Origin of the sequence: Thermococcus sp. M36, from assembly GCF_012027355.1 — an archaeon.
Taxonomy (GTDB): domain Archaea; phylum Methanobacteriota_B; class Thermococci; order Thermococcales; family Thermococcaceae; genus Thermococcus.
Genome location: NZ_SNUH01000002.1, coordinates 1 through 23504 on the forward strand (window position 1 = coordinate 1; position 23504 = coordinate 23504).

At 54.7% G+C, this 23504-nt stretch carries 27 protein-coding genes, 1 tRNA gene and 1 pseudogene; 13 read left to right on the top strand and 16 right to left on the bottom strand.

Going from position 1 to position 23504, the window contains the following annotated elements:
- Positions 1 to 83: 83 nt before the first annotated feature.
- A tRNA-Glu gene (locus E3E36_RS07805) sits at positions 84 to 161 on the bottom strand.
- Positions 162 to 276: 115 nt separating this feature from the next.
- Between E3E36_RS07805 and E3E36_RS07810 the strand changes: the two genes are divergently transcribed.
- Entirely contained in the window at positions 277 to 1272 is a 996-nt protein-coding gene (locus E3E36_RS07810; protein WP_167894903.1) for a class I SAM-dependent methyltransferase family protein, read from the top strand.
- Positions 1273 to 1379: 107 nt separating this feature from the next.
- Here the strand turns inward: E3E36_RS07810 and E3E36_RS07815 are convergent, their stop codons facing one another.
- Positions 1380 to 2705, bottom strand: coding sequence for a TldD/PmbA family protein (locus E3E36_RS07815; RefSeq protein WP_167895324.1), 1326 nt, complete (start codon positions 2703 to 2705; stop codon positions 1380 to 1382).
- Positions 2706 to 2715: 10 nt separating this feature from the next.
- Positions 2716 to 4083, bottom strand: coding sequence for a TldD/PmbA family protein (locus tag E3E36_RS07820; RefSeq protein ID WP_167895325.1), 1368 nt, complete (start codon positions 4081 to 4083; stop codon positions 2716 to 2718).
- Positions 4084 to 4399: 316 nt separating this feature from the next.
- Between E3E36_RS07820 and E3E36_RS07825 the strand changes: the two genes are divergently transcribed.
- The 4 genes from E3E36_RS07825 to E3E36_RS07840 are packed head-to-tail and all read left to right on the top strand — an operon-like array spanning position 4400 to position 6966.
- Positions 4400 to 4648 (top strand): hypothetical protein, encoded by a 249-nt coding sequence (locus tag E3E36_RS07825; RefSeq protein WP_167894904.1) that lies wholly within the window; start codon positions 4400 to 4402, stop codon positions 4646 to 4648.
- A gap of 35 nt (positions 4649 to 4683) precedes the next feature.
- Positions 4684 to 5028 (top strand): cupin domain-containing protein, encoded by a 345-nt coding sequence (locus E3E36_RS07830; protein ID WP_167894905.1) that lies wholly within the window; start codon positions 4684 to 4686, stop codon positions 5026 to 5028.
- Between the two features lie 2 nt (positions 5029 to 5030).
- Positions 5031 to 5759 (top strand): amino acid racemase, encoded by a 729-nt coding sequence (locus E3E36_RS07835; protein ID WP_167894906.1) that lies wholly within the window; start codon positions 5031 to 5033, stop codon positions 5757 to 5759.
- 13 nt (positions 5760 to 5772) lie between these two features.
- A complete protein-coding gene (locus E3E36_RS07840) occupies positions 5773 to 6966 on the top strand; it encodes a redox-regulated ATPase YchF (protein ID WP_167895326.1) in 1194 nt (397 codons plus the stop codon).
- A 14-nt stretch (positions 6967 to 6980) separates the two neighbouring features.
- Here E3E36_RS07840 and cyaB read toward each other — a convergent pair whose 3' ends face one another.
- The 3 genes from cyaB to E3E36_RS07855 are packed head-to-tail and all read right to left on the bottom strand — an operon-like array spanning position 6981 to position 8520.
- Positions 6981 to 7502 (bottom strand): class IV adenylate cyclase, encoded by a 522-nt coding sequence (gene cyaB / locus E3E36_RS07845; protein ID WP_167894907.1) that lies wholly within the window; start codon positions 7500 to 7502, stop codon positions 6981 to 6983.
- A complete protein-coding gene (locus E3E36_RS07850) occupies positions 7503 to 7985 on the bottom strand; it encodes an Lrp/AsnC family transcriptional regulator (RefSeq protein WP_167894908.1) in 483 nt (160 codons plus the stop codon).
- Position 7986: 1 nt separating this feature from the next.
- A complete protein-coding gene (locus E3E36_RS07855) occupies positions 7987 to 8520 on the bottom strand; it encodes a UbiX family flavin prenyltransferase (RefSeq protein WP_167894909.1) in 534 nt (177 codons plus the stop codon).
- A gap of 102 nt (positions 8521 to 8622) precedes the next feature.
- Here E3E36_RS07855 and E3E36_RS07860 point away from each other — a divergent pair, with 102 nt between their 5' ends.
- The gene (locus E3E36_RS07860) at positions 8623 to 9426 is read left to right on the top strand and encodes a diadenylate cyclase (protein ID WP_167895327.1); all 804 of its coding nucleotides are present in this window, start codon (positions 8623 to 8625) and stop codon (positions 9424 to 9426) included.
- Positions 9427 to 9430: 4 nt separating this feature from the next.
- Here the strand turns inward: E3E36_RS07860 and E3E36_RS07865 are convergent, their stop codons facing one another.
- From E3E36_RS07865 to E3E36_RS07880, 4 genes are all read right to left on the bottom strand, one after another.
- Positions 9431 to 10672, bottom strand: a complete 1242-nt coding sequence (locus E3E36_RS07865; RefSeq protein ID WP_167894910.1) for an NDP-sugar synthase — start codon at positions 10670 to 10672, stop codon at positions 9431 to 9433.
- An 87-nt stretch (positions 10673 to 10759) separates the two neighbouring features.
- Positions 10760 to 11014 carry a FeoC-like transcriptional regulator gene (locus tag E3E36_RS07870; protein ID WP_167894911.1) on the bottom strand — a complete coding sequence of 85 codons (255 nt, stop codon included), beginning with the start codon at positions 11012 to 11014 and terminating at the stop codon, positions 10760 to 10762.
- A gap of 9 nt (positions 11015 to 11023) precedes the next feature.
- Positions 11024 to 13003 carry a ferrous iron transport protein B gene (gene feoB / locus E3E36_RS07875; RefSeq protein ID WP_167894912.1) on the bottom strand — a complete coding sequence of 660 codons (1980 nt, stop codon included), beginning with the start codon at positions 13001 to 13003 and terminating at the stop codon, positions 11024 to 11026.
- A gap of 9 nt (positions 13004 to 13012) precedes the next feature.
- Entirely contained in the window at positions 13013 to 13240 is a 228-nt protein-coding gene (locus E3E36_RS07880) for a FeoA domain-containing protein (RefSeq protein WP_167895328.1), read from the bottom strand.
- Positions 13241 to 13438: 198 nt separating this feature from the next.
- Here E3E36_RS07880 and E3E36_RS07885 point away from each other — a divergent pair, with 198 nt between their 5' ends.
- From E3E36_RS07885 to E3E36_RS07895, 3 genes are read left to right on the top strand one after another with little or no spacing between them, the layout of a single operon-like run.
- The gene (locus E3E36_RS07885) at positions 13439 to 13801 is read left to right on the top strand and encodes a DUF4870 domain-containing protein (RefSeq protein ID WP_167894913.1); all 363 of its coding nucleotides are present in this window, start codon (positions 13439 to 13441) and stop codon (positions 13799 to 13801) included.
- A gap of 37 nt (positions 13802 to 13838) precedes the next feature.
- On the top strand, positions 13839 to 14636 hold the full coding sequence (locus E3E36_RS07890) for a 7-cyano-7-deazaguanine synthase (RefSeq protein ID WP_167894914.1): 798 nt from the start codon (positions 13839 to 13841) through the stop codon (positions 14634 to 14636).
- A gap of 5 nt (positions 14637 to 14641) precedes the next feature.
- Positions 14642 to 15655, top strand: coding sequence for an AIR synthase family protein (locus E3E36_RS07895; protein WP_167894915.1), 1014 nt, complete (start codon positions 14642 to 14644; stop codon positions 15653 to 15655).
- An 8-nt stretch (positions 15656 to 15663) separates the two neighbouring features.
- Here E3E36_RS07895 and E3E36_RS07900 read toward each other — a convergent pair whose 3' ends face one another.
- The 4 genes and pseudogenes from E3E36_RS07900 to pepQ form a co-directional block, all read right to left on the bottom strand.
- Entirely contained in the window at positions 15664 to 16359 is a 696-nt protein-coding gene (locus E3E36_RS07900) for a multidrug transporter (protein WP_167894916.1), read from the bottom strand.
- Positions 16356 to 17186 (bottom strand): annotated as a pseudogene (locus tag E3E36_RS07905) (ABC transporter ATP-binding protein); the annotation flags it as partial. The pseudogene E3E36_RS07905 and the gene E3E36_RS07900, both read right to left, overlap by 4 nt.
- 75 nt (positions 17187 to 17261) lie before the next feature.
- Positions 17262 to 18335 carry an mRNA surveillance protein pelota gene (locus tag E3E36_RS07910; RefSeq protein ID WP_167895329.1) on the bottom strand — a complete coding sequence of 358 codons (1074 nt, stop codon included), beginning with the start codon at positions 18333 to 18335 and terminating at the stop codon, positions 17262 to 17264.
- A 60-nt stretch (positions 18336 to 18395) separates the two neighbouring features.
- Positions 18396 to 19442 carry a Xaa-Pro dipeptidase PepQ gene (gene pepQ / locus E3E36_RS07915; protein WP_167894918.1) on the bottom strand — a complete coding sequence of 349 codons (1047 nt, stop codon included), beginning with the start codon at positions 19440 to 19442 and terminating at the stop codon, positions 18396 to 18398.
- Positions 19443 to 19560: 118 nt separating this feature from the next.
- On the opposite strand from pepQ, the gene E3E36_RS07920 reads away from it, so the two are divergent.
- The 4 genes from E3E36_RS07920 to E3E36_RS07935 all read left to right on the top strand — a co-directional run bounded on the left by E3E36_RS07920 (position 19561) and on the right by E3E36_RS07935 (position 22885).
- Complete coding sequence (locus E3E36_RS07920) at positions 19561 to 20223, top strand: HAD family hydrolase (protein ID WP_167894919.1); 663 nt, start codon at positions 19561 to 19563, stop codon at positions 20221 to 20223.
- A 50-nt stretch (positions 20224 to 20273) separates the two neighbouring features.
- On the top strand, positions 20274 to 20540 hold the full coding sequence (locus E3E36_RS07925) for a 50S ribosomal protein L35ae (protein WP_167894920.1): 267 nt from the start codon (positions 20274 to 20276) through the stop codon (positions 20538 to 20540).
- Positions 20541 to 20586: 46 nt separating this feature from the next.
- Positions 20587 to 21723, top strand: coding sequence for a tRNA (guanine(10)-N(2))-dimethyltransferase (locus E3E36_RS07930; protein ID WP_167894921.1), 1137 nt, complete (start codon positions 20587 to 20589; stop codon positions 21721 to 21723).
- A 67-nt stretch (positions 21724 to 21790) separates the two neighbouring features.
- Positions 21791 to 22885 carry a VIT1/CCC1 transporter family protein gene (locus E3E36_RS07935; protein WP_167894922.1) on the top strand — a complete coding sequence of 365 codons (1095 nt, stop codon included), beginning with the start codon at positions 21791 to 21793 and terminating at the stop codon, positions 22883 to 22885.
- Here E3E36_RS07935 and E3E36_RS07940 read toward each other — a convergent pair.
- Together E3E36_RS07940 and E3E36_RS07945 are read right to left on the bottom strand one after the other, a co-directional pair.
- The gene (locus tag E3E36_RS07940; protein WP_167894923.1) at positions 22882 to 23286 is read right to left on the bottom strand and encodes a type II toxin-antitoxin system VapC family toxin; all 405 of its coding nucleotides are present in this window, start codon (positions 23284 to 23286) and stop codon (positions 22882 to 22884) included. The genes E3E36_RS07935 and E3E36_RS07940 overlap by 4 nt on opposite strands.
- On the bottom strand, positions 23273 to 23494 hold the full coding sequence (locus tag E3E36_RS07945; RefSeq protein WP_167894924.1) for a hypothetical protein: 222 nt from the start codon (positions 23492 to 23494) through the stop codon (positions 23273 to 23275). The genes E3E36_RS07940 and E3E36_RS07945 overlap by 14 nt, the downstream gene beginning before the upstream one ends.
- Positions 23495 to 23504: the final 10 nt, after the last annotated feature.

Below are 23504 nucleotides of genomic sequence, written 5' to 3' on the forward strand. Positions count from 1 at the left end.
TAACAGGTCTCGTTTCATTGAAGATGCCGTTTTAGAGCGGCTCTCAACGATAGAAGGGCGTGGAGTTGAGAGAAGTGCGATTATGGTGCCCCGGCCGGGATTTGAACCCGGGGCGCGGGCTCGAAAGGCCCGCATGTTTGACCGGGCTACACCACCGGGGCTCGATATTAGGGAAGGGTGAGCGTTTAAAAATCTTTCGTCGCTGGAGCTTGGCAGTAATATCCTAGGAAGTCAAAAACGGCAAACCTTTTGAACCTCCAGCGTAACTAACCCCTGATGCTCGCCGTAAAAGTCCCTAAGAGAGAAGCCGAAAAGACGAGACGAAAGCTCATCGAGCTTGGTGTTCTGGCTAGGGGCTACTCCGTGAAGCGGGAGGGCGAGTTCATACTCTTCCCCGTCACCGGGCCAGTTGAAGGCTTTGAAATCGTGGAGGCAGAGTTCGAGAAGACTAAGCGGAGGCCCCGCAGCTACCGCGAGGTCGTTGAAGTTCCCGAGGACGTTAAGCCCCTCCTCCCGAGCTCTTTTGACATAATCGGCGACATTGCTATAATCGAGCTTCCCGAGGAGTTGATGCCCTACGGGAAAGCCATTGGCGAGGCAATTCTGAAAGTCCATAGGCACATAAAGGCAGTCTTCGCTAAGGGGAGCAAGGTTGAAGGTGAATACCGCGTTAGGGAGCTGATTCACCTTGCCGGTAAGAGGAGGACCGAAACGCTCCACCGAGAGAATGGGATACGGCTCAGGTTGGACGTTGCTAGAGTCTACTTCTCGCCGAGGCTCGCCACCGAGAGGATGAGGATATTCGAGAAAACCCAGCCGGGTGAGATCGTCTTCGACATGTTCGCCGGCGTCGGGCCATACTCGATACTCCTCGCAAAGAAAGCAAAGCTCATCTTTGCTTGTGATATAAACCCTTGGGCGGTTAGGTACCTCGAGGAGAACAGACAACTGAACAAGACGCCGAACGTTATCCCCATACTGGCCGATGTAAGGAAAATCGCTGGAAAAATCGAGGCCGACAGGGTGATAATGAACCTTCCCAAGTTCGCCGACCGCTTTTTGGGGGAGGCAATGTTGAGCGTTAGGAGCGGTGGAGTTGTCCACTACTACGGCTTTGGACCTGAGGAAGACCTCTTCTCGGAGCATGAGGCAAGGATAATGGCCATAGCGAAGGAGCTCGGCTTCCACGTTGAGTTTTTGGATGAGAGAAAGGTTCGCCCCTATGCGCCGAGGCAGTTCAACATTGCGATTGACTTTAGAGTTCTGAAGTGAATGTTTTGTGGAGAGAACATTCTTTTTTAGCTGCCATGTCCTATTAACAGAACGGCCAGGTGTGACATTGAGAACAGAGACATCAAAAGTTGAGAAAAAGAAAAACGTCACTTTCCGGCGATTTTCACGTTCTCGAACCTGATGAACGGCGTTATCATCGTCGTCATGAAGGGCATAACGATCTGCTCCTTACTGACCTCGCTGGCCTGTTTAAGCAGTTCATAGACGTTGCCCGCTATGAGGAAGACGCTGGAGCCGACGACTTCGCCGTCCTCGATGAGGTAGGCTGGGTTGGCCGTTACCGCGAAGTTTCCGTTGTCCGGGTTGCTCGAGTGTGCACCCTGGAAGCCGTCCACGAAGTAGCCTCTGTCAATCTCGCTTATCATATCCTCAAAGCTCTTTTTACCGTTCTCGATTGCCATGGTGTGGAAGCCGATGTTTATTCCGCCGCTCCTCAAATCGCGCTTGCCGTTTCCTGTGCTCTCAGTGCCGTAGATTTTGGCCCAGTAGTTGTCCCAGACGAAGCCCTTGAAGGTTCCTTTCTCGATGAGGACGTTCTTCCTCGTTGGAACACCCTCACCGTCGGCTATAACCGGCTCAATGGCGAGCTCGTGGAACGGGTCGTCGTAGATAGTGAGAACATCGCTCGCTATCTGTTCCCCGACCTTGTCTGCAAGTGGAGTGGTCTCCTTGACGAGCCTCTCGCCGCTGAAGGCCGGGAAGAGCGCGTAGCTGAAGAGGCCCGCTATCGCCCATGGGCCAAGGATTATGGGCACTTCCTCGTTCTTGCTGGCTTTCACGTTGTAAGCCCAGCCGACCTTCCGAACGGCCCTTTCAACCACACCCTCAACGTTGAGGTTGAGGTCTCTCCTCGCTTCGAAGTCGAATATGCCCGGGGTTACGACACCTTCTTTCCTGCCGACCAGCTCGAGGAATATGTAGGCAGCTCCGCCCTCCTGCGAGACATCAATGCCGTGGGAGTTGACGATCTGCCTCTCCTCCCAGGTTACGCCGCCTTCTCCACCCGCAACGATAGCGTTGGGGTCTTTCTCGCGGGCGAGCTTTATGCCGTGAACCATCATCTCGACCAGCTGGTCAGGAGAGGTCTCCTTAAGCTCGTAGTTCGGCTTTGGAGCCTCGCGGTATTTGCCTGGCTCCGGAAGTGAAACCCACTTCTCATCCGGGCTGTTGAGCTTCGCCATCTTTGCAGCCTGCTCTATTGCCTCCCTTATTCTTGCCGGCTCGTCGCTGTCGATTATGGCCAGACCGAGGCGCTTGTCCTTTATTCCCCTGATTATCGTTACGGCGCCGCTTCTGACGCTCGCCATTGAAATCTCGTTCAGTTCAATGTTGACACTAACCTTGCGGGAGCGGTAAACGGCTATTTCGAGCTCGTCGAAAAACTTCTCGCCGAAGCGTATAAGCTCCTCCATCTTCATCACCTTACCCGATAAGTATTCCCCCGTCAAAGCGCATGTGCGAACCGCCCGAGCTGACGAAGGCCGTCTGTCCCTTTCCGCAGAAGCCGACTTCAAGACCGAAGTCCTTACCGACCGCGCTTATCTTCTTGAGGGCCTCTATTGCCACGCCGGTGATAGAGGTGTCCCTTATAGGCTCTGCAATCTCGCCGTTCCTGATGACGTAGCCTTCCTGAATTCCAACCTGGAAGGCTGAGTTGAGCTGTGCTTGGCCGCCGCGGAAGTCAACCACGTAGTAACCGAACTTTATGTCCTCTATGAGCTCCTCGAAGGAGTAATCACCGGGCTCGAAGACGGTGTTGCGCATCCTGATTATCGGCGGGTAGCGGTAGCTCTCGGCCCTCGCATGGCCGTTCGGCTCCATGCCCCACTTGTGGGCGTACTCGCGGTTGAGCATTATCTCCTTGAGGATTCCGTTCTCGATGATGTGGATGTCCTTAACCGGAACACCCTCGTCATCGTACTTATCGTTGCCAAAGCCGCCCTCAACATAGCGCTCGCTCATTGTGACGTACTCTGGGGCAATCTGCTTGCCGATGAGATCCTTAAGCGGTGAGTTTATCGTTAAGTCTGCCTCTGCAAGGTGGCCAAGAGCTTCGTGGGCGATGATGCCGACGACTATTGGGCCCGCTACGATGGGCCACTCGCCGCGCTTTGGAGCGATGCCGTCCAGCTGGGAGTGCATCTTTCTGAGGAGCCTCTCAGTTACCTTCTCGTTGGGCTCGTGGTCTGTCATGAGCTCCCAGCCGTAGTCAACGGCTCCGATGCTGTCCCTTGCCATCGCAAGCTTTCCTTCCTTCTTTCCGGTAACGTGGGTTCCCTGGAAGAGGTAGTTGTAGTCCCACTCTATTCTGGTCCCCTCGTTGGTAAGGAGTATCTTCTGCCCGCTGCCGTCTTCGTAGCGTATCTGAACGCTCTTTACTGCATTATCCTCCTTGAGGAGCTTCTCAAGCTCCCTGAGGTGGGTGACTTTCTCCTCGACGTCTACCTGGGCAGGTTTAATCTTCATCTTGCTCTTCACGAAGTCCTGAACAGGCTTTATCTCAGCCAGCTCAATCTTCTCTTTCTTGGTCTGAGCAGCGGCCCTGGCGAGTTTGTAGGCCTCCTCGATGGCCTTCTCGAGGTTGTTAAGGTCGCTCGTCGAAGAAAAACCCCAGGCACCGTCGGCGAGAACCCTTATCGCAACGCCCTGATGGAACTTGCCGGTGAAGCTCGTAAAGACGCCATCCTTGAGGCCGAGCGTCGTTTTTCTTAAGTTCTCATACCTTAACTCTATGTATTCCGCTTTCAGGTTGTCCTCAGCCCACCTAAGGGCCTTCTCAAGTGCCTCCATGGTCATCACCGTTTACGTTTGTCCATTAATGCCTCTGCAGTTAACGTATAAAAGTCTTTTGAGCATTCAGATGGGAATCGAAAAGGGGTGGGAATATTACCCAATTATAAAACAAATGTCCAACAATGTCCGCCGATAACTCTTCTTCCGAGCGAAAGTGTTATATATTATGGGTGAGAATAACCTAATGCAAGAACCCGTTGGGGGGTCGATGAAGAAGCGGGCACTGCTGGCCATGTTTGTGGTTGTGCGACAAGGGAAGGGAAAACGGAATGAAAATGCTGTGGAAGCCCAAACATGAAACCGGGTGTCACAAATGTCTGCCACAGTGAACCCATGGATCGGGGTCTTTATAGTCCTCGGCATCCCTCTCCTCATCTATTTATACTCCAGAAAACGGATGAACACCCCTAAAGCCGGTCTGATAGCCATTACAACGTATATTCTCCTTGGACTGGCCCTAATAGCCCTCGGCTGGAATGTCAGTCCGTACATAATAGTCCTTCCTGGCCTCTTCGTTGCACTTCTTGATGTCCTCCAGCTCCGCAGTGGGACTGAAAGCTAGCAACCTTTTTATTTCCCCTTTCCTGAGCAGTAATTATGAAAGCCGAAATCAAAAACCTCATTGACAGGGGTACTTACCGGAAGCTCCCGCTCTTTGAGGGAGAACTGCCCGAAGGCTCGTACGCCCAGATAGTCGAGGTCAAACCGAGGCAGACCGTCAGAAAGCACTATCATCTCCACCAGTATGAGCTGTTCTACATAATAAGCGGCGAGGCCAGGCTTGGCATTGGTGAGACTGAGTACCTCGCAGAGCCCGGCGACATCTTTCTTGTCAAGCCCAAGACGGTTCACTGGGTAATCAATGAGAGGGACGAGCCCTTCAGGCTCTTCGTGGTCAAGCTGAACTACTACGGCGATGACTCAGTCTGGCTGGAGGAGTAGCGATGGTCGAGAAGGTCATCGGAATACTCGGCGGTATGGGACCGTTAGCCACCGCGGAACTCTTCAGGAGGATAATCGAGAAGACGCCAGCAAAGAGAGACCAGGAGCATCCGAGGATAATCATCTACAACAACCCGAAGATACCTGACAGGACGGCTTTCATCCTCGGGAAGGGCGAAGACCCAAGGCCGGAGCTGATAGCCAGTGCCAAGAAGCTCGAAAGCTGGGGGGCTGATTTTATAATAATGCCCTGCAACACGGCGCACTTCTTTGCTGAAGACATCCAGAGGGCGATAAAGGTTCCCCTTGTCAGCATGGTGGAAGCAACTGCCGAGAAGATAGCAGAGATGGGCCTCAGGAAGGTCGGCCTTCTCGCGACCGACGGGACAGTGAGGGGCAGGGTTTACGAAGGGCCCCTTTCCAGGAGGGGGATAAAGCTGGTCGTTCCAAGCGAAGGGGATCAGAGGCTTGTTATGAAAGCCATCTACGAAGGTGTGAAGGGCGGGAACCTCGAAATAGGCAGAGAACTCCTCCTTGGGGTGGCCAGAAAGCTTGAAAAAAGGGCCGAGGGCATAATAGCCGGCTGTACCGAGGTAAGTGTCGCTTTAAGGCCCGAAGACCTAAGCGTCCCCCTTATAGACCCTCTGGACGTGATAGCCGAGAGAGCCGTTAGGATAGCGCTCGGGGTTGAGCCCCTTCCGAAACCCCTTAAAACCCTCCCGCGAATTTAGCCCGGTGGGGAGCATGGAGATAGGAGTGGTCGGAAAGCCAAACGTTGGGAAGTCAACCTTTTTCTCAGCGGCGACCCTCGTTGACGTTGACATCGCCAATTACCCGTTCACGACCATCGACGCTAACGTCGGCGTTACCTACGCGATAGCTGAACATCCATGTAAAGAGCTGGGCTGCACGCCGAACCCGCAGAACTATGAGTACAGGGACGGAAAGGCTCTGATACCGATAAAGATGATAGACGTTGCCGGACTCGTCCCCGGTGCCCACGAGGGCCGCGGTCTGGGCAACAAGTTCCTCGATGACCTCAGGATGGCCTCCGCGCTTATCCACGTGGTTGATGTTACAGGAAAGACCGACGCAGAGGGCCAGCCGACGGATCATCACGACCCAGTGGAGGACATCGAGTTCCTTGAAAAGGAGATAGACTACTGGATATACGGCATCCTCAGGAAGAACTGGGAGAAGTTCGCAAAGCGCATTAAACTCCAGCGCCTCAAGCTCGCCCAGGCGATAGCCGACCAGCTGACGGGCATAGGCGTCACAGAGGAGGACACCTTCGAGGCCATCCACAAGCTCGGCCTCGACAACGACCCGACCAAGTGGAGCGATGAGGACCTCTTCAACTTCGTTCGCGAGCTGAGGAAGATCAACAAGCCGATAATAATAGCCGCCAACAAGGCCGACGCGGCTGCCGATGCCCAGATAGAGCGCCTGATAAGGAAGGGGAAGAGCAGGGGATATATAGTCATCCCCACGAGCGCAGCGGCCGAGCTGACGCTGAGGAAGGCAGCTAAAGCAGGATTCATCGACTACGTACCCGGTTCAAGCGACTTCAAAATCCTCAAGCCAATGAACTCCAAGCAGGAAAAAGCTCTCCAGCTGATAAAGGAGAAGGTTCTCGATCGCTTCGGCTCTACCGGAGTCCAGCAGGTAATCAACACTGCCGTATTCGAGCTCCTCGACCTCGTCCCGGTTTATCCGGTCGAGGACGAGCACAAGCTCACAGACCAGTTCGGAAACCTCCTGCCGCACGTCCATCTGCTCCCGAAAGGCTCGACTCCCAGGGATTTAGCGTACAGGGTGCACACCGACCTAGGGAAGACCTTCCTCTACGCGGTTAACGCAAAAACGCACAGGCGCGTCGGTGAGGACTACGAGCTCCAGTTCAACGATATAATCAAGATCGTCGCAACGGCGCGCTGATAGAGGCCGGTTTTTTATTCTCCCTTTTCTTTGGCCTTCTCCCGAATGAGTTCTTGATAGAGTCTCGGTTCAACGTCCTTCTCGCCCAGTCCGAGTTTTCCTGCCATCTCCCAGATTTTCCGCTTTGCTTCCTCCACGTCGTCGGAAATAACCTCAATGTCAAGAAACGCTCCAAGGCCTTCGACCTCGCTCAGTTCGAACGTGATGTCCTCGAGTCTGTAAACCAGACGGCGCTTCCTTACAATGACGTCCTCGATGAAGCCGAGACGCCTGAGAATCTCGACTGTGGTTTCAAAGTCGGAAACCTCCACCTCCAGCTCGTCAAACTCCTCGTTTCTGCCGGGATCTGCTATGCGCTTGTAGGTGAGAAAGGAGCGGCCGAGGTTGGTTATCCGCCTCACCCTGAGAAGTTCGGGAAGGGGGACTGAGAGGTAAACGTCCTCCTGTATCTCCTCTCTTATGAAAGCGGCTCCGATGGATTCTATCGCCCTCTTTGCCTCTGCGAAGTCGACCCGGAACTTGACCTCGATCTCCATTCAAACACCCACGAGGAAGCCTACAAGACCGCCACCCTTGATGAACTCGTCGAGTATAAACACCTCCACCCTTTTGAGGGTCGGGAGAACCCTTATGGTCTCGTCGACAAAACGGTTGAGCTTTTCTATGCTCTCCTCGCCGATGAGTGCGAGTATGCCGTCACTGCCGCTCCGGGCGACGGCCAGGACGTTCGGGAGCAGGGAGAGGGTTCTCATTATGTGCTGGACGTATTTCTCAAGGAAGTCTTCTATTATGGGCGTCTCGGCCTGGATGTAGACCGCCGCGAGGACTTTGGGCTGTATCTCCCTGCCCAGCACTATCGTGTACTTGTCAATTATGCCCTTTTCCTGCAGTTTCTTGATCCTGAAGTGTATCGTTGATTCCGGCCTGTTGAGCCGTTCTGCTATCTCCGAGATAGTCAGCCTCGCGTCTTCCTTCAGAATCCGGAGAATTGCCCTGTCGAGGTCGTCAAGCTGGATCATTTTAACGCCTCCATCTGGGATACATCTCGTTCTCTATCCCGAGGAGATCTAGGATTTTTCCAATTATAAAGTTTATCATATCGTCCAAAGTTTTGGGTTTTGTGTAAAATCCTGGGGAAGCCGGCATAACAACTGCTCCTGCTTGGGTAACCCGCACCATGTTTTGGAGATGTATCAAGTTCAGCGGGGTTTCCCTGACGAGAAGAATAAGTTTTCTTCGTTCTTTTAGAGCAACGTCAGCAGTTCTCGATATCAGATTGTCAGCATAGCCGCTGGCTATTGCGGACAGGGTCTTCATGGAGCAGGGTGCTATCACCATGGCATCAAAGGGGTTTGAGCCCGATGCTATGGGGGCGAACATGTCGTCCTCAGTGTAATCAGGTTTGAAGTCAACCCCAAGTTCGTGCCTGAGGACTGCCAGTCCTGTCCTGGACGCGACGGTGACCACGTCGTGCCCAAGTTTGTTGAGAACCTCTATGAGCCTGACACCGTATATAGATCCGCTGGCCCCAGTTATCGCAACGACCACCCTCATATTCTCACCACGTTGAGGGTATTCCTCTGCCATTTTAATGCTTTCTGGACGCGGTAGATTTTTATACTTGCAGGGGCTACCCTACCCTTGGTGTTGGACGGCATGCGGTCGGGAATCCCGGGGGTTCTGATAAAGGGCGCCGTCAGCCTTGTGAGGGAGCTCGGAGCGAGGGCCCTTGTGGTTCTGGACGACATCGGGGCAGAATATGTCCCTGATGTCGATGTCACCGTGGTGGTCGTGAGCTCATCCTTTGATGTTGAGAACGATAGGATAAAGAGGGTTTCCATCCCCCAGAACCTTGACCTGAACAACATCCTCAACCTGATGTCCGCGTTTCTCCTGGAACACGGCATCGTGGGGGAAGGGGACTCGTTCGTGTACGTGACCAGGGACGTAATAGGGATAAAGACCGTTAAAAGGGGAATATCCGCAATGAAGGGATTCTTTGCCCAGAACCAGAGCGTCCTTCAGAGACTGCTCGAAATAGCGATCGAGCTCAGCGTTGAAGGGCGCGAAGGAACCCCCGTGGGCACGATATTTGTTATAGGAGATACCAGAAGGGTTCTTAAGCACTCCCACCAGCTGATACCAAATCCATTTAAGGGCCACAAGATCAACGTCCTCGACAGGAACAGCAAGGAGATAATAAAGGAGTTTGCGCAGCTGGATGGAGCATTCATCGTCAGGGACGACGGCAGGATAGCCGCCGCAGGGAGGTATCTGGAGATAGAGCCGAAGGTTATTGACCTGATGCTCCCGCCCGGCCTGGGAAGCAGGCACATAGCCGCCGCGGGCATAACCAAAATTACGCGGGCAATGGCCATAAGCCTTTCAGAGAGCGGCACCATCAGGATATTCAAGAACGGTCTCATGCTCCTGGAGTACAACCCAAGAATAAAATACTGAGGGCTCAGAAGAGCCACTGGTTCTCTATGCACTCGTCACACGGCGGCTTTTCGCCGGCTATGGCCTTGAACTTGGTGTAGATGCACTCCGGGAGGCCGAGCGGACAGCGCTCCGGGGTAATTCCTGGCCTGACCTTCGTCGGATCGAGCCTTATCTTGATGTAGGCCTCGTACTCCTCGACTTTCTTCCACGGAAGTATCTTTGCCCCGTAGATGACGAGGTTGTCGTATATCTTAGCGTAGTCGCCGACGACCGCGTTCTCCTTGAGGATGACGTTCTTTCCAACGACGACACCCTCACCAAGGATCGTGTCTTTCAGCTCGGCACGCTCTTTGATTATGTCACTTCCCACGAGTATTGCCCGCTTTATGTACGCCCTGTCTCCTATCACGGTGTTCGGGCCGATGTAGGTGTACGCCTTTATCTTGACGCCGCGGCCTACCTTGACCCCCTCATCTATGTAAACCGGCCCCTGAATCTCAACGTCTTCCGGAACTTCGGCCGTCTCCTTGATGGTCATGTAGCCGTTCTCTCTAGCTATCTCATCGAGGGCTATCTGGTGGGCGTAGAAGAGGTCGTCCGGAGTTCCAAGGTCAACCCAGTAGTAGCCGCGCGGGATCTGGTGGGCGTACACCTCACCACTGGCGACGTACTTCGGAAGAACCTCACGCTCAAAGTACACCTCTTTTCCAGAGGGGATTTCTTCAAGCACCTTTTTGTTCACAACGTATATTCCCGCATCCACAAGGTTGGTCTTGGGCCGGTGGGGCTTCTCCTCGAAGTGGGTCACCTTGCCCTCTTCGTCGGTCTCCACCACACCGTAGCGCTCCGGGTCGTAGACTTTGGTAACGGCGACGGTTACCAGGCCACTGTTCTTCCTGTGGGCCTCAATCAGCTCCCTGAAGTCGAAGTTCGTGAAGACATCACCGTAGATTACGAGGAAGTCCTCGCTTACATAATCTTCAACGTTCTTGAGCGCTCCGCCGGTTTCGAGCGGCATAGGATCGTTGACGAAGCGTATGTCCTTGGGGTAGTCCGCCATCTTCTCATCTATGAACTCCCTTATCTCACCGCGCATGTAGTGAACCGAGAGGATAACCTCGTCTATTTCCGGTATCCTCTCCAGTCTTTCCAGTATGTACTGGAGGTTGGGCTTTCCGAGAACCGGGACCATGGGCTTCGGTCTGGTCGATGACAGCGGCCTCAACCTTGTTCCAAAACCGCCTGCAAGAATAACAGCTTTCATGTTATCACCATTTAACACTGCGGCGGGGAACTTATATATTTTACGGCCATTAAATATGTTCAGCAGTGGACTAGAAGTGCATTCTGCTCATTTTCGAGCATCCATTCCGAAATCGTGGATTAGGTACACTTTTCCCTTGAACCTAAAGCACGACCCAGGGCAAACGCTTTTCAGCGGACAGGAGCCGCAGAGGGGGCTTCCGCCCTCGACCTTTTCGACGTAGCCGAGGCTCTCCAGCACCTTTATTGCCCCCTCCACCTCCTCTCTGGGCATCGACAGCTCCCTTGCGATGTCCTCAATGCTCTTTCCCTCCCTGAGCAGGTCAAGAACCCTCTCAAGCATCGTCCCACCTCACAGCCCCAGCACACCACCCAGCCGCCAGAGGGCCATGCCCACGGCGCTGGCAAGGGCGATCATGTAGACCACAGTGAAAAGTGCCCACTTCCAGCTGCTCTCGGCCCTTATGGCCGCTATCGTAGCTATGCACGGCACGTAGAGCGTGGTGACCACGGCCAGGACATAGGCCTGCAGGGGGCTCATAACCCCGACTATCGCGTCAACGCTCCCGTAGATTATACCGTATGTCGAGATGACATTCTCCTTGGCGATTACCCCGAAGAGCAGGCTCACAGCGGCCTTCCAGTCAAGGCCCATAAGCTTCATGTATGGCTCGAAGAACATGCCGAGCCTCTCGGCGTAGCTCCCACCCGTGCCGATCGGGACGGGATAGCTGCTCAGGTACCATATGCCTACTGAACCTGCCAGTATTATCGTCCCTGCTTTCTTTACGAACTCCTTGCTCCTCTCCCACGAGTGCAGGAGGACGGTCTTCCACGACGGGATGAGGTATTCGGGGAGTTCTATTATGAACTGGGCCTCCTCCCCCTTCACGACAAACCTGCTGAGCACCCAGGCCACGGAGAGGGCCAGCAGCACTGCGGTCGCATAGATGCTCACCGCCACCAGCGCCCGGTTCTCTGAAAAGAACGCCCCCGCCAGGAAGCTTATGACGCTCAGCCTGGCGGAGCAGGGTATGAGAGGATTAACGAGCATGGTTACGAGCCTTTCCCTCTCGTCGTCCAGTGTTCTGGTTGACATCACCGCGGGGACGTTGCACCCGAGGGCCAGCACGAGAGGTATAAAGCTCTTTCCGGGAAGCCCGAACTTCCTCATTATCCTCTCCATGACCACTGCGGCCCGGGCCATATAGCCGATGTCCTCCAGTATAGAAAGCGCGAAGAACAGCAGAAACACCAGCGGAAAGAAGCTGAGCACGGAGCCCACGCCTGCTATGATACCGTCAACGAGAAGACCCCGAAGGGCCTCGTTCGCTATATGTGGTGCCAGCCACTCTCCGAAAGATGCAAAGGCTCCATCGAGCATCTCCTGAAGGGGGAGGCCAAAGGCAAAGACGAACTTGAAGACAAGGTAGAACACACCAAAGAGCGCGATGATCCCGTAGAGGGGGTGGGTGAGGATGCCGTCGAGCTGGTCGCTGAGGCTCCCACCTTCTTCCTTCGAGTACCGGACAAAGCGGTGCATCAGACCGTCGATGAACTCGTACTTCTGGCTTGCTATTATTAGATCCATCGCCCTCTTGTAGCGCTCCTCGACCTCGGCGATGTGCCTCATTATCTCGTCAAGCTTCTCGCTCCCAAGGTATCTAAGGACGAGCTTTATGACGCCGTCGTCGCGCTGGAGTAGCTTAACCGCGAGCCAACGGAGGCTGTATTCCCCTGCTAAGGGAGTATCCCTGAGAACCTGGGTTATGTGTCCTATCTCCCGCTCGACCTCCGGGTCGTAGCGGGGTGTAACCGGCCTCTCCTTCAGGACGCCGCTGGCCACCTGGTGTATTTTCTCCTTCAGCTCTTCGAGGCCAACCCCGTCCTTTGCGTTGACCGGGACGATAGGGACGCCGAGAGTTTCCTCCATCTTTCTAATGTTTATTTCGATGCCGTGCTTCTCTGCTAAATCCACCTTGCTGAGAGCTATCACGACGTTGTTCAGGCCCATCTCAAGTATTTCCATGGTGAGAAATAGGTTCCTCATCAAAGCGGTTGCATCGACGACGTTCACAACGACATCGGCACTGCCCTTTAGGAGAAAGTCCCTCGCGACGAGCTCATCAACGGAGTGTGCGGTGAGGGAGTACGTGCCGGGGAGATCCACTATAAGGAACCTCTGTCCCCTGTACTCAAGAATCCCCTCCTTCTTCTCGACCGTCACACCGGGCCAGTTGCCGACGTGCTGGCGCATTCCCGTCAGGGCATTGAAGAGGGTCGTCTTCCCGACGTTTGGGTTTCCAGCCAGGGCGATGACCTTCATAGCCATTCTACCACCTCAGAGCTTTCTGACAATCACCTTGTCGGCCATTCCCCGACCTATTGCAAACTTCACTCCCCCTGCGGAGATTATTATGGGGCCGTGGCTGTGGGCCTCAAGTATTTGAATGATCACACCCGGTGTGAGGCCCATCCCGACGAGCCTCTGCCTAGCCCTGGGGCCGCCCAGTATGTTTACGACGACCCCCCTATCACCGGGTCGGAGTGAGCTTAAGGGTACAGTCATGAGCATCACCGTTAGGCTTTCCTAATTCGATATCGAAATCTATAGAGTACCTTAAAAAGCTTTGGTGAGCCTAACAAAGCTCTGGGGTTCGAAATCTGAAAGGTCGGGGTTCAGATGGCTCCCATCCCCCTGGAATTTTGGAAAGATATTTAAGGAATTAAGTAAAATACGATTAATTGAACTCTGGAGGTGTGTCATATGGAGGAGACTCCACAGGGAGGGCCCGCAAAGACCTCACTGGGTATGGACGAAAACGTGGAGGGGCTTCTTGCCTATCTGCTGGGCCCGATAACCGGAATTATCTTCCTGCTGCTTGAGAAGGAGAGCGATTTCGTCCGTTTCCACGCGATGCAGTCTACAGTGACCTTTATTGCCATCTGGATTCTGCAGCTGGTTTTGAGGATTATACCAGTCTTCGGGATGCTCATTGGCATGCTCCTGTCCCTGGTTGCGCTGGCGTTCTGGGTGCTGGGCATGCTCAAGGCATACCAGGGCGAGCGCTACAAGTTCCCGATATTCGGCAACCTCGCCGAGCAGTGGGTCGGCAAGGTCAACGTCTGAGGCTCAAGTTTTTAAGTGCCTCCTTTTATTTTCTCCCATGCCCGCGGTTGGAGATGTTGTTGAGGAGATAAAGAGGTTTTCCAAGGAGAGCGGGCTTTCCGGGAAGAGGATACTCGTCCTGTTCTCCGGTGGAAAGGACAGTTCGCTCGCCTTATACCTGCTGAAAGAGGCCGGCCTGGACGTTTCAGCCCTCACATTCTTCCACCGCTGGAGCTGGAGGGAGACGCTGAACTGGGCGATGGGCTTCACCAAAAGGCTCGGCGTCGAGCACTTCCTGGTGGACGTAACCGACGGTCTTCTGCGCGAAGCAGTTGGGAGAAAGGGGCCGATATGCATCAACTGCAAGAAGGTAATGCTCTGGAACGCCAAGTGGTTCGCCCTCAACAACGGCTTTGACGTCCTTGCCAAGGGCGACAACGCGAACGACAAGATAATAGGGGCCCTCCTTGACCAGTGCAAAACCAACATACGGCTCTGCGAACTGCCGAAAATTGGAGTGCCGTTCTTCAGACCGCTGATAAAGTACACCGCTGAAGAGGTCGAAGCCCTGGCCGATGAAGCGGGAATAAAACCCTACCGCATGTACGAGCACGCCCGGAGGAGGCAGTGGCGCGAGGGCTGTCCGCTCCAGTACATAGATCGGGAGGAGACGGTAACCCCCGAGCTGATGGATTTGGCTTACAAGGCAAACTACGAGGTGAGCAAGATTGCGAGGAAGCGTAAAGTCCGCGTGAGCGTCAGGGTTCCTAGCTTTGAGATAATGTGCTGGGACTGTGACGGGGAAACCCTGAGAGAGGTTGAATCCGTTGTGAGAGAGTTTAAGGGCAAACGGTGATCGCTATGGATCAGCTTCCCCCGGGAAAACTCAGGAACAAGATATTGCGGGAGGTCGTCTTTCCAAACCTCGGTGTTGAAGACCCCAAAGTCATTTACGGGCCGAGAGAGGGCTTTGACTCAGCCGTTCTAGAATACGATGAAGAGCACTACCTTGTGGTTGCCACTGACCCAGTCATCGGCGTACCTAAGGAGGCCTTTGGGTTCTTCACCTATCACTTCGCGGCGAGCGATGTGGCTGTTTTTGGGGCAAGGCCGAGGTGGCTGGTCATTGACCTTCTGTTCCCTGAGGGAACGGAAAAGGGGTTCCTGGCGACTGTTATGGGGGAGCTGAACGCGGAGTGCAAATGGTACGGAAGTGCGATAATCGGCGGCCACACGGGCGTTTATCCGAGTGTGGCTGAGCCAACCGCTACCACCACCGCGATGGGGCTCGTTAGGAAGGACGAGCTGAAGCTCCCGCTGGCCAGGCCCGGTGATAAAATAGTCGTCACGGCCAAGGTGGGCCTTGAATTCGCCGTTTCGGCGGCGTATTTCCACGAGACAGAGCTTAGAAAGCTCCTGTCCTTCAGGGAGATCAGGGAACTGAAAAGGCTCTACCGCTTCGAGACCGTCCTCCCCGACGCGCTGGTGGCAAAGCCCTTTGTTAGAGGAATGCACGATGCAACAGAAGGCGGTTTAACGGCCCTCCACGAGATAGCGGACAACTCTGGGGTGGGCTTTAGAGCCTATGCTGAAAAACTCAGGCTCGACCCTCTCGTGGAGAGGGTTCTCGACTTCTACGGGCTGGAGCCATGGAGCGTCTCCTCAAGCGGGACGCTGATAGCGATAGTCCCACCAGAAAAATCCGATTCTCTAATTACAGAATTACAGAAAAATGGAATTATTGCATTTGAGCTCGGGGAGTTCACGGAAGAGAAAGGGAGGATTTTGGTAGAGCACGGTGAAGAGAGGCCGTTCCCGCGCTTTGAGGGTGACCCCTACGTGGGGCTGTATAGGAAGGAAGAAAAGAGCAGTTAACGGACTTTTCACTCTTCCCTCATCTCCATGAGGATACCCAATCCCAGCGAAAGGCCCGCCCAGAGAAGGAGGGAAGCCACGGCAAGAGTTCCGTATTCTCTGCCGCCAGACATCAGGTGGGAGGCACTCACCGTCGGCAGGAGGAGCGCTATGGGGCGCACCTTCTCCGGAAGGAGAGCCAGCGGGTAGTAAACCGGCGGAAAGATTGTGATGAGTGTGACGGTCACGTTTGAGAGCCTCATTACAGTGAGGGGCTCCTTAATCCTAGCCCCCATGAGCATCCCAACCGAGACGCTCCAGAGCCACAGGGTCAGCCCTCCCAGTAACAGGGGGGCCAGCAGGGAGGCCCCCGACTGCGCGAGGAGCAGAGCCGAGAGGACAACTAAGTATGGCAGGGCAGGGAGGCTCATACCAACGGAGATTCCGAGCATCTTCTCGAAAGTACTCCCGGGGAGGCCCATGATGATGTCGTAGAACTTCGAGCGGACTTTCATGCCGACGAGCTCTATGGGCAGGTCGGCCATCCCGACCCCGACTATAAAGCTCACCATCGCCCCGGCCATCGCAGAGGCGAGGAACCTGCCGCCGCTAATGACATAGACGATGAATATGAACGAGACTGGCTGGATTGCGAAGCTGAAGAGAGAGAACTTGCTCTTTGTAAGGGCGCTCTTATAGTACTCAACTATCGCCAGGAAGGTCATCCCAGCTCACCCACCAGGAAGACGTCTTCAATCGTCAGCTCCTCTTTTTTGAAGGGCAGTCCCGCTTCCTCAAGCTCCCCCATGACCTCACGCTCTTCAGCGGCGGATTTCAAGTAGACGACCGTGTTCCTCCCCGCCTTTCTGACCGTGTGCCCCTCCCCGGCAAAATCTCCAAAGACCACTATCTTCGAATGAAACGCGGACAGGTAGCGCTTCCCTATCCGCTCCGGGGTGTCGAAGGCGATTACCCTGCCCCTCTTCAGGAGAAGCACCCTGTCACAGACTGTGGAAATCTCGTTGAGGTAGTGGCTCGTCATCAGTATGCTGGCCTCCCTGGCCTTATCCCTCAGAATCTCCCAGAGTTTCAGCCTATTCTCAACGTCAAGCCCGACGGTCGGCTCGTCTAGGTAATAGACCTTTGCATCCGCCGAAAGGATCATCGCTAGAAGGGTTTTTCTGACCATGCCCCCAGAGAGCCCTGACATTATCCTGTCCGCGTATTCTATGCCAAACTCCTCGACCGCTTTTTCGGCCCTCAGCCTGGCCTCTTTCCTTGGTAGCCCCCTCATGCGGAGGTAGTGGTAGATGTAGTCGCGCGGTGTGAGTGTGTAGAAGTGCGCCCTGGCTTCCTGGGGAAGAAGGGCGAAAAGCTTTCTGACCTCGAAGGCCTCAGAGGCCAGTTCGTGCCCGTAAACTTTCACCTCCCCACCGTCCGGTTTGAGGAGGCCGCTGAGAATTCTCACCAGTGTGGTCTTCCCTGCGCCGTTGGGACCTATAATCCCGACGATCTCCCCCTCTTCAACCGAAAAGGTAACCGAGTCGAGGGCTTTAACTGGGCCGAAGCTTTTGGTTAGATCCTTGACCGTCACGGCCTCCATCCCAGTCCCCCGCCGGAGCAGACTTCATTTCACCCTGAACCTCAGTAGCGCCGCAAGGCCGCCCAAAGCTTTGAGCTTCTCCCCACCCTCGTGCTCCGAGCTGACGACTATGACTTCGCCCCTCGAATACCTCACCGCGTCCATGAGCTCCTCAATCTTCTCTCTCATCTCACCCTTGAGCAGTTCGTCGAGAACCAAAAGCGTCTCCACCGCACCGTAGTTCACCGCTTCCTCGACTTCCCTGAGGCCGTAGGCAACTAGGCCGTTGTTCTTCGCTATGTTCTCGAGCACCTTCTCGACGAGCTGGACTTCTTTCGCAACGCGGTTCTCGTGGTAGACCTTGTCAACTGTTCCGCGCTTGATGACCTCGTAGATGCCCGTTCTGCCGGTCACGCTCGTGTCCTCGATGACCACCTTTTTGGCCAGCTCTGGGTAGTTTTCGCGCAGGAACTTGTAGAAGTCCTCCTTGACGAAGCCCGGGCCGGCCACGATGGCCCTCTCTATGCCCTCACGGTTTATTATCTCCTCCATGCTCTTGGCGACATCGTGGAAGAATTTCTTTTCCTCGCTCTCGCGGTTGGTGTTGTAGCGCTTCCCCCCGAGGTTGTAGCGTATGCCCTTCAGTATCTCGACGCCGTACTCCCTGATTATCGCCATGTCAGCCTCGCCGTCGTCTATGACGATTATCATCACGCGCGCCCTCTTGGATGCCTCAACGGCCTCCTTAAGGCGCTCGATGTGGTGCTCCTTCCAGCGGGGCTTCTGGATCGTGACCACCGTGCCCTCCTCTATCGCTATGGTGTGGTACTTGCCGAGGGGGACGTCGTCCCTGCTGGCGTAGACTATTGGCCCGGTAACGCGTACCTGGTTGGCGAACTTGTGGAAGTTTATCTTCTCCGCCCTGACTCCAAGGAAGACTGGGATAACCTCGACCTTCTCCGCTCTCAGGGAGTCGCTCCTCTGGCTCTGCTTTCTGAGCGTTTTGGCGTAAACGGTATCTCCAGGGTCGATTATATGGTAGAGGTGCCAGAGATCGTCGAGAGTCTCTGCCTTGACCTTCACCTTGCCCTCCTTGGGATCCTCGTGGATTATCTGCACCTTCTCACCTCCCAAGAAGAGTTGGCGTTTAGGTTTAAAAAGTTGCCAAAGGGAGAGAAATCAGATAAGTTCCCTCTCGGTCTTTGTAAGCCTCCTGGCACCGTTCTCAGTTATGACGACGGTGTCCTCTATCCTTACTCCACCGAACTTGGGGATGTATATGCCCGGTTCGATCGTTATCACCATTCCGGGCTTGAGAACGGTCTCGTCCTGCTGGCTCACGCGCGGCCACTCATGGATCTGCAGTCCAACGCCGTGCCCGGTCGAGTGTATGAAGTTGTCCCCGTAGCCGTACTCCTTGATGACGTTCCTGACGATAGTGTCCAGTTCCTTGGCGGTTATGCTAGGCTTGGCCGCTTCAACGCCCTTCCTTTGCGCCTCAAGGACAGCATAGTATATGTCCCTCTGCTTCTCGTTGGGTGAGCCCACCACTATGGTTCTGGTGATGTCGGAGTGGTAGTGCCTGTAGAGGGCACCTTCGTCTATGACGACGAGGTCGCCCCTTCCGATGCGCTTGTCGCTGGCAACGCCGTGCGGTAAAGCGGATCTCCATCCGCTCGCTATTATCGTGTCGAAGGCTGTCTTTTCCGCCCCGTTCATCTTCATGACGTACTCCATCTTTGCCGCTATCTCCCTTTCGCGCTTGCCCTCGCTTATTTCCTCAAGGGCAGCCATCATGGCCATATCAGCTATCTTGCACGCCGTCTCGATGACCTCAATCTCCTCCGGGGTCTTGATTATCCTCAGCTCCTTGATTACCTCGTCTATCGCCGCGAACTCCTCAACGCCTACCTTTTCTCTGAGCGTCTGGACGGTGGAGAAGCTTGTCCCGCCCTCAATGCCGAGCTTTCTGAGCTTGAGGGAAGAAAGCCTCTCGTAGAGCTCCTTTCCTGTCTTGAACTTTTCCACAGGGACTTTTGAGGTCTCCCTTGCCTCCTCGTATTCGAGCTCTGGAACTATGAACATGGCTTCATCGAGGGTCACGACCAGATATCCCCCCAGGACGGGCGAGCTTCCTGTGAAGTAGAAGAGGTTTGGCTTTGAGGTGATAAGAACACCATCAAGTTCCTTTTCTTCTATGAACGCTTTAATCCTCTCGATCCTCATCGCATAATCACCGACCTCTGTAACCTCGCCGGCAATAAAACCCTTTCGGGAACGGTGTTCTCAGCACCGGCTCGGAAGGGATATAAACCCCCCGGAAAAATTCCTGTGGGGATCCAAAGTGACCGTGTACCTGTTTGATTTTGACGGCACCCTCGTGGACAGTACCGGGGCGGTCGAAAAGGCCCTCCGAATCGCGATCGAGAAGACAATCCCCGCAGTAATAGAGAGCGATCTGTACGAGGACTACTACAAGGCGCTTTTCCTCTTCATCAAGGGCAAGCTCACCTACCAGTACCTCGGAGTCATCCACGAGCTCGTTGCCCAGGGCACGATACACGAGTACTACAAGCTCATGCCCCGGTACATCAAGGACTTTCCATTCGCCAGGGAGGTCGTCAGGGAGCTCAGAAGACGGGGACGACGTGTGATAAGCTTTTCTGGGGAGCATACGTATCCCGGAGGGAAGGTCATCTTCATGAAAAAGACGAACTGGTACGACGAGTTCGATGAGGTCATAACATTTAAGGGCACGAGGGACATGCTCAAGAAGTTTGAGACACTGCGGGAGCTCTATCCGGAGGAGCCGTTTGTCTGGGTCGACGACAGTCCCAGCAGGTTCACGTATGTTCTGGACGAGAACACCCTCTTTGTCCAGAAGTTCTCCCCCTACAAGAGCGACGTTGCCCTACTGTTTGACAGGGAAAACTTCATCAAGATCAAGAGCATACGGGAGATCCTAAGCATAGACGACGGACTGGCGGGCTTTGAGGATAAACCTTAAAAATCTCCCACACAACCCCGAATCGGTAGGAGTCGGTGGAGGTGGGGACGATGGCCAGGGTTAAGGCGCTCGTCCTTGCCTACGCCGGTACGCATGAGCACCAGGACAACCACCACATGATTCTGAAGCCCCTCGGTATCGACGACAGGAACGAGGCGTCGAGGCTGATAGGCAGGAAGGTCGTCTGGAAGACCCCGACCGGCAGGAAGGTGTTCGGGAAGGTTCTCAAACCCCACGGCAACCGCGGCGAGGTCAAGGCCTACTTCAAGCCGGGCCTCCCTGGGCAGGCACTTGGAGACATCGTTGAAATTCTCTGAGCAAAAGCCTTTAAACGCCCCCGCCTTTTCTTTCCCCGGTGGGAGGATGGAACTCGTTGAAGTGAGCGAGGGACTCGTGAGAGTACTCGTCCCAAAGGCCGAGCGCATATACGACGCCCCCGTCTTTTACAATCCGGTCATGGCCTTAAACCGGGATATAAGCGTCCTAGCTGTTAAACTGCTCGAACCCAAAACCGCCCTTGACGCCCTCTCCGCCACCGGAATTAGGGGCATCCGCTACGCCCTCGAAACTCCGGCTGAGGAAGTCTGGCTCAACGACATAAACCCTGAAGCGTTCAACCTGATCCTGAAAAACGTCCGGCTGAACCTCGGCGTTGATGGGGAGCGGATAAGTGAGAAAAGGATCGCTTTTCGCGGGGAGAAAGAGGTGGTGGCCAACCTAGACGACGCGAACAGGTTAATGGCAGAGAAGTTCAGGTACTTTGACTTCCTGGACTTGGATCCCTTCGGCTCGCCGGTCGAGTTTCTCGATACGGCTCTGAGGAGCATTCGGAGAAGGGGTGTTCTTGCCGTCACCGCAACGGACACGGGCGTTTTATGTGGTGCTTACAGGCATGCCTGCCTGAGGAAGTACCTAGCGAACCCCATACGGGGTGAACTCTGCCACGAGGCTGGGCTGAGGATTCTCATCGGGACGGTGGTTAGATACGCGGCCAAGTACGACCTCGGTGTTGACGTTCTCCTCGCGTACTACCGCGACCACTACTTCCGTGCATTCCTGAGGCTGAAGAGCGGCGCGAGGAAGGCCGATGAGAGCCTTTCAAATCTCGGATACCTGCGGCAAGACGAGAGCGGAGGGTTTGAATACGAGAGGGGTTTTCTGCCAGAGAAGCCCAAAGCCCACGGCCCGCTCTGGCTCGGCCCCCTGAAGAGTCAGGGGTTCGTGGAAGACCTTTTGAAGGCCGCCAGGGAGCACCCGCTGGCCCATAAGAAGACGCTTCCCTTCCTTGAGCTACTGGCTGGGGAACTGGACGTGCCGTTTCACTATGACACCCACGCACTGGCCAGAAGGAACGGTCTGCAGGCGAGGAAGCTCGCGGAGATGATTGAAATCCTGCGCGGGAAGGGCTACAGTGCGACGAAGACGCACTTCTCGCCGGTGGCGCTGAAGACCGACGCACCCTTTGAGGAAGTTCTTGGGGTTCTGAAATCCCTCCAGTAAGTTACAGTTTCGAACTTTTCGATATGTATTTAACTTATCTCTGTGTGGTTTTATTGGGGGTGAGGAAATGGACGAGATGCTCAGGCTCGCGAGGGACTTTTATAAAGACGAATACGCCGACTCAGTCCTCTACGCCCAGCTCGCAAAGATAGAGAAGGACGATGAGATAAAGAACGAATTCCTCAGGCTTTCCAACATCGAATCAAAGCACGCCAAGTTCTGGCACGACTTTATAAAACGACACGGTGGGGAAGTTCCAAAGCCTTCCGTGAAGAGGCTCACAATCTTCAGCGTCAAGCTCCTCAGAAGAATTCTCGGGCCGGGCTCAGTCGCTTCTCTCCTGGAAATGGGTGAAAACAGCGCGATACAGAAGTACTTCAGGTACCTCACAACCTACGCCGACAGGTTCAGCGAGGAGGAGATGAGGGAGATAAAGGAGGTCATACTCGACGAGCTGGAGCATGAGAAGTTCTTCTACAAGAGCAAGGAGCGCTTCCACGTTGAGAACACGCGAGATCTCGTCCTCGGCATGAATGACGGACTGGTCGAAATCCTCGGTGCAGTGACGGGTCTCTCCGCAGTCTATCCCAACAACCCACAGCTCGTCGGAATAAGCGGCCTCATCGTTGGAGTTGCAGGGGCGCTTTCGATGGCAATAGGCACCTTCGTCTCCGTCCGCTCCCAGAGGCAGGTGAAGGAATCAATCCGCGACAGGATGGAGGTTCTCTTCCGGGTCTCTCCGGACAGGGCCGCGGAGGAGCTGATTGACAAGCTTGTTGAGGGAGGCATGCCGGAAGAAGTGGCAAGGGACGTGGCAAGAGAGCTTGCCGACAACAGCGATGCGATAATGGGGCTCCTCCTTCCTGAGGCGGAGGAGAACGAAATAAGGGCGGCGCTCTACACTGGTCTTTCGTACCTCGCTGGGGTCGCGTTCCCCGTTACGCCGTATTTCCTCGCTTCCAGCTCGCTGACTGCGCTCCCCTTCTCGATACTGCTGGCCGGTTCCGCTCTGGCTATAGTGGCAACGCTGATTTCACTCCTTTCCGGAATCTCGATCAGAAAGAAGGTTGCCGAGATGGTGACAACGGGCCTTGGCGCTGCATTCCTTAGCTATCTCTTCGGCCGGCTCATGGAGGCGCTCTTCAACGTCTCGGCGCTTTAGAGGTAGACGACCTCAACGCCGAGCCTTTTTGCTATTTCTCCCTGTTTCTCGTCGCTCGTTGCGAGCGTTCCATATTTGAGGGCCTGGGCGATGTAGAGGGCATCGTAAACAGTGATTTTATGTTCTAAGGCTATTTTCTCTCCTTCTGAAAGATATTGGAGCGGATTTTCGTACAGTATTATCCCCTTGGTGGCATGGAGATAATCGAGTATCCTCTGGGCGGTTTCAAGAGATATGTCCTTGTACAGATTGTATCTTTTCCACACGGCATTGGCACCCTCAACCAGTGCCATTTCCAGCGAGGCCAAGTCCCCGCTGTTTCTGAGGAATTCCGAAACCTCCCTCCACCCCCCTTCTTTGAGGAGGTACTTTATCAGAGCAGAGGTGTCAATTACTATCACGGGAATCCCTCACGAGCTTTGTGGCCTTTCCGCTCTCAAGCTCGGGGACGTTTTTGAGGAAGGAGTCAATCTCGTCGAGCAGCTTGGTCTTTTCTTCCTCCCGGATCTTCTGCTCTATAAAACGTCTTATCTCCTCGCTCCAGTTGATGTCAAGCTCTTTCATCTTCGCCTTGAGCTCGTCGGGAATGCGGACGCTTATGACTGCCATACGACCACCG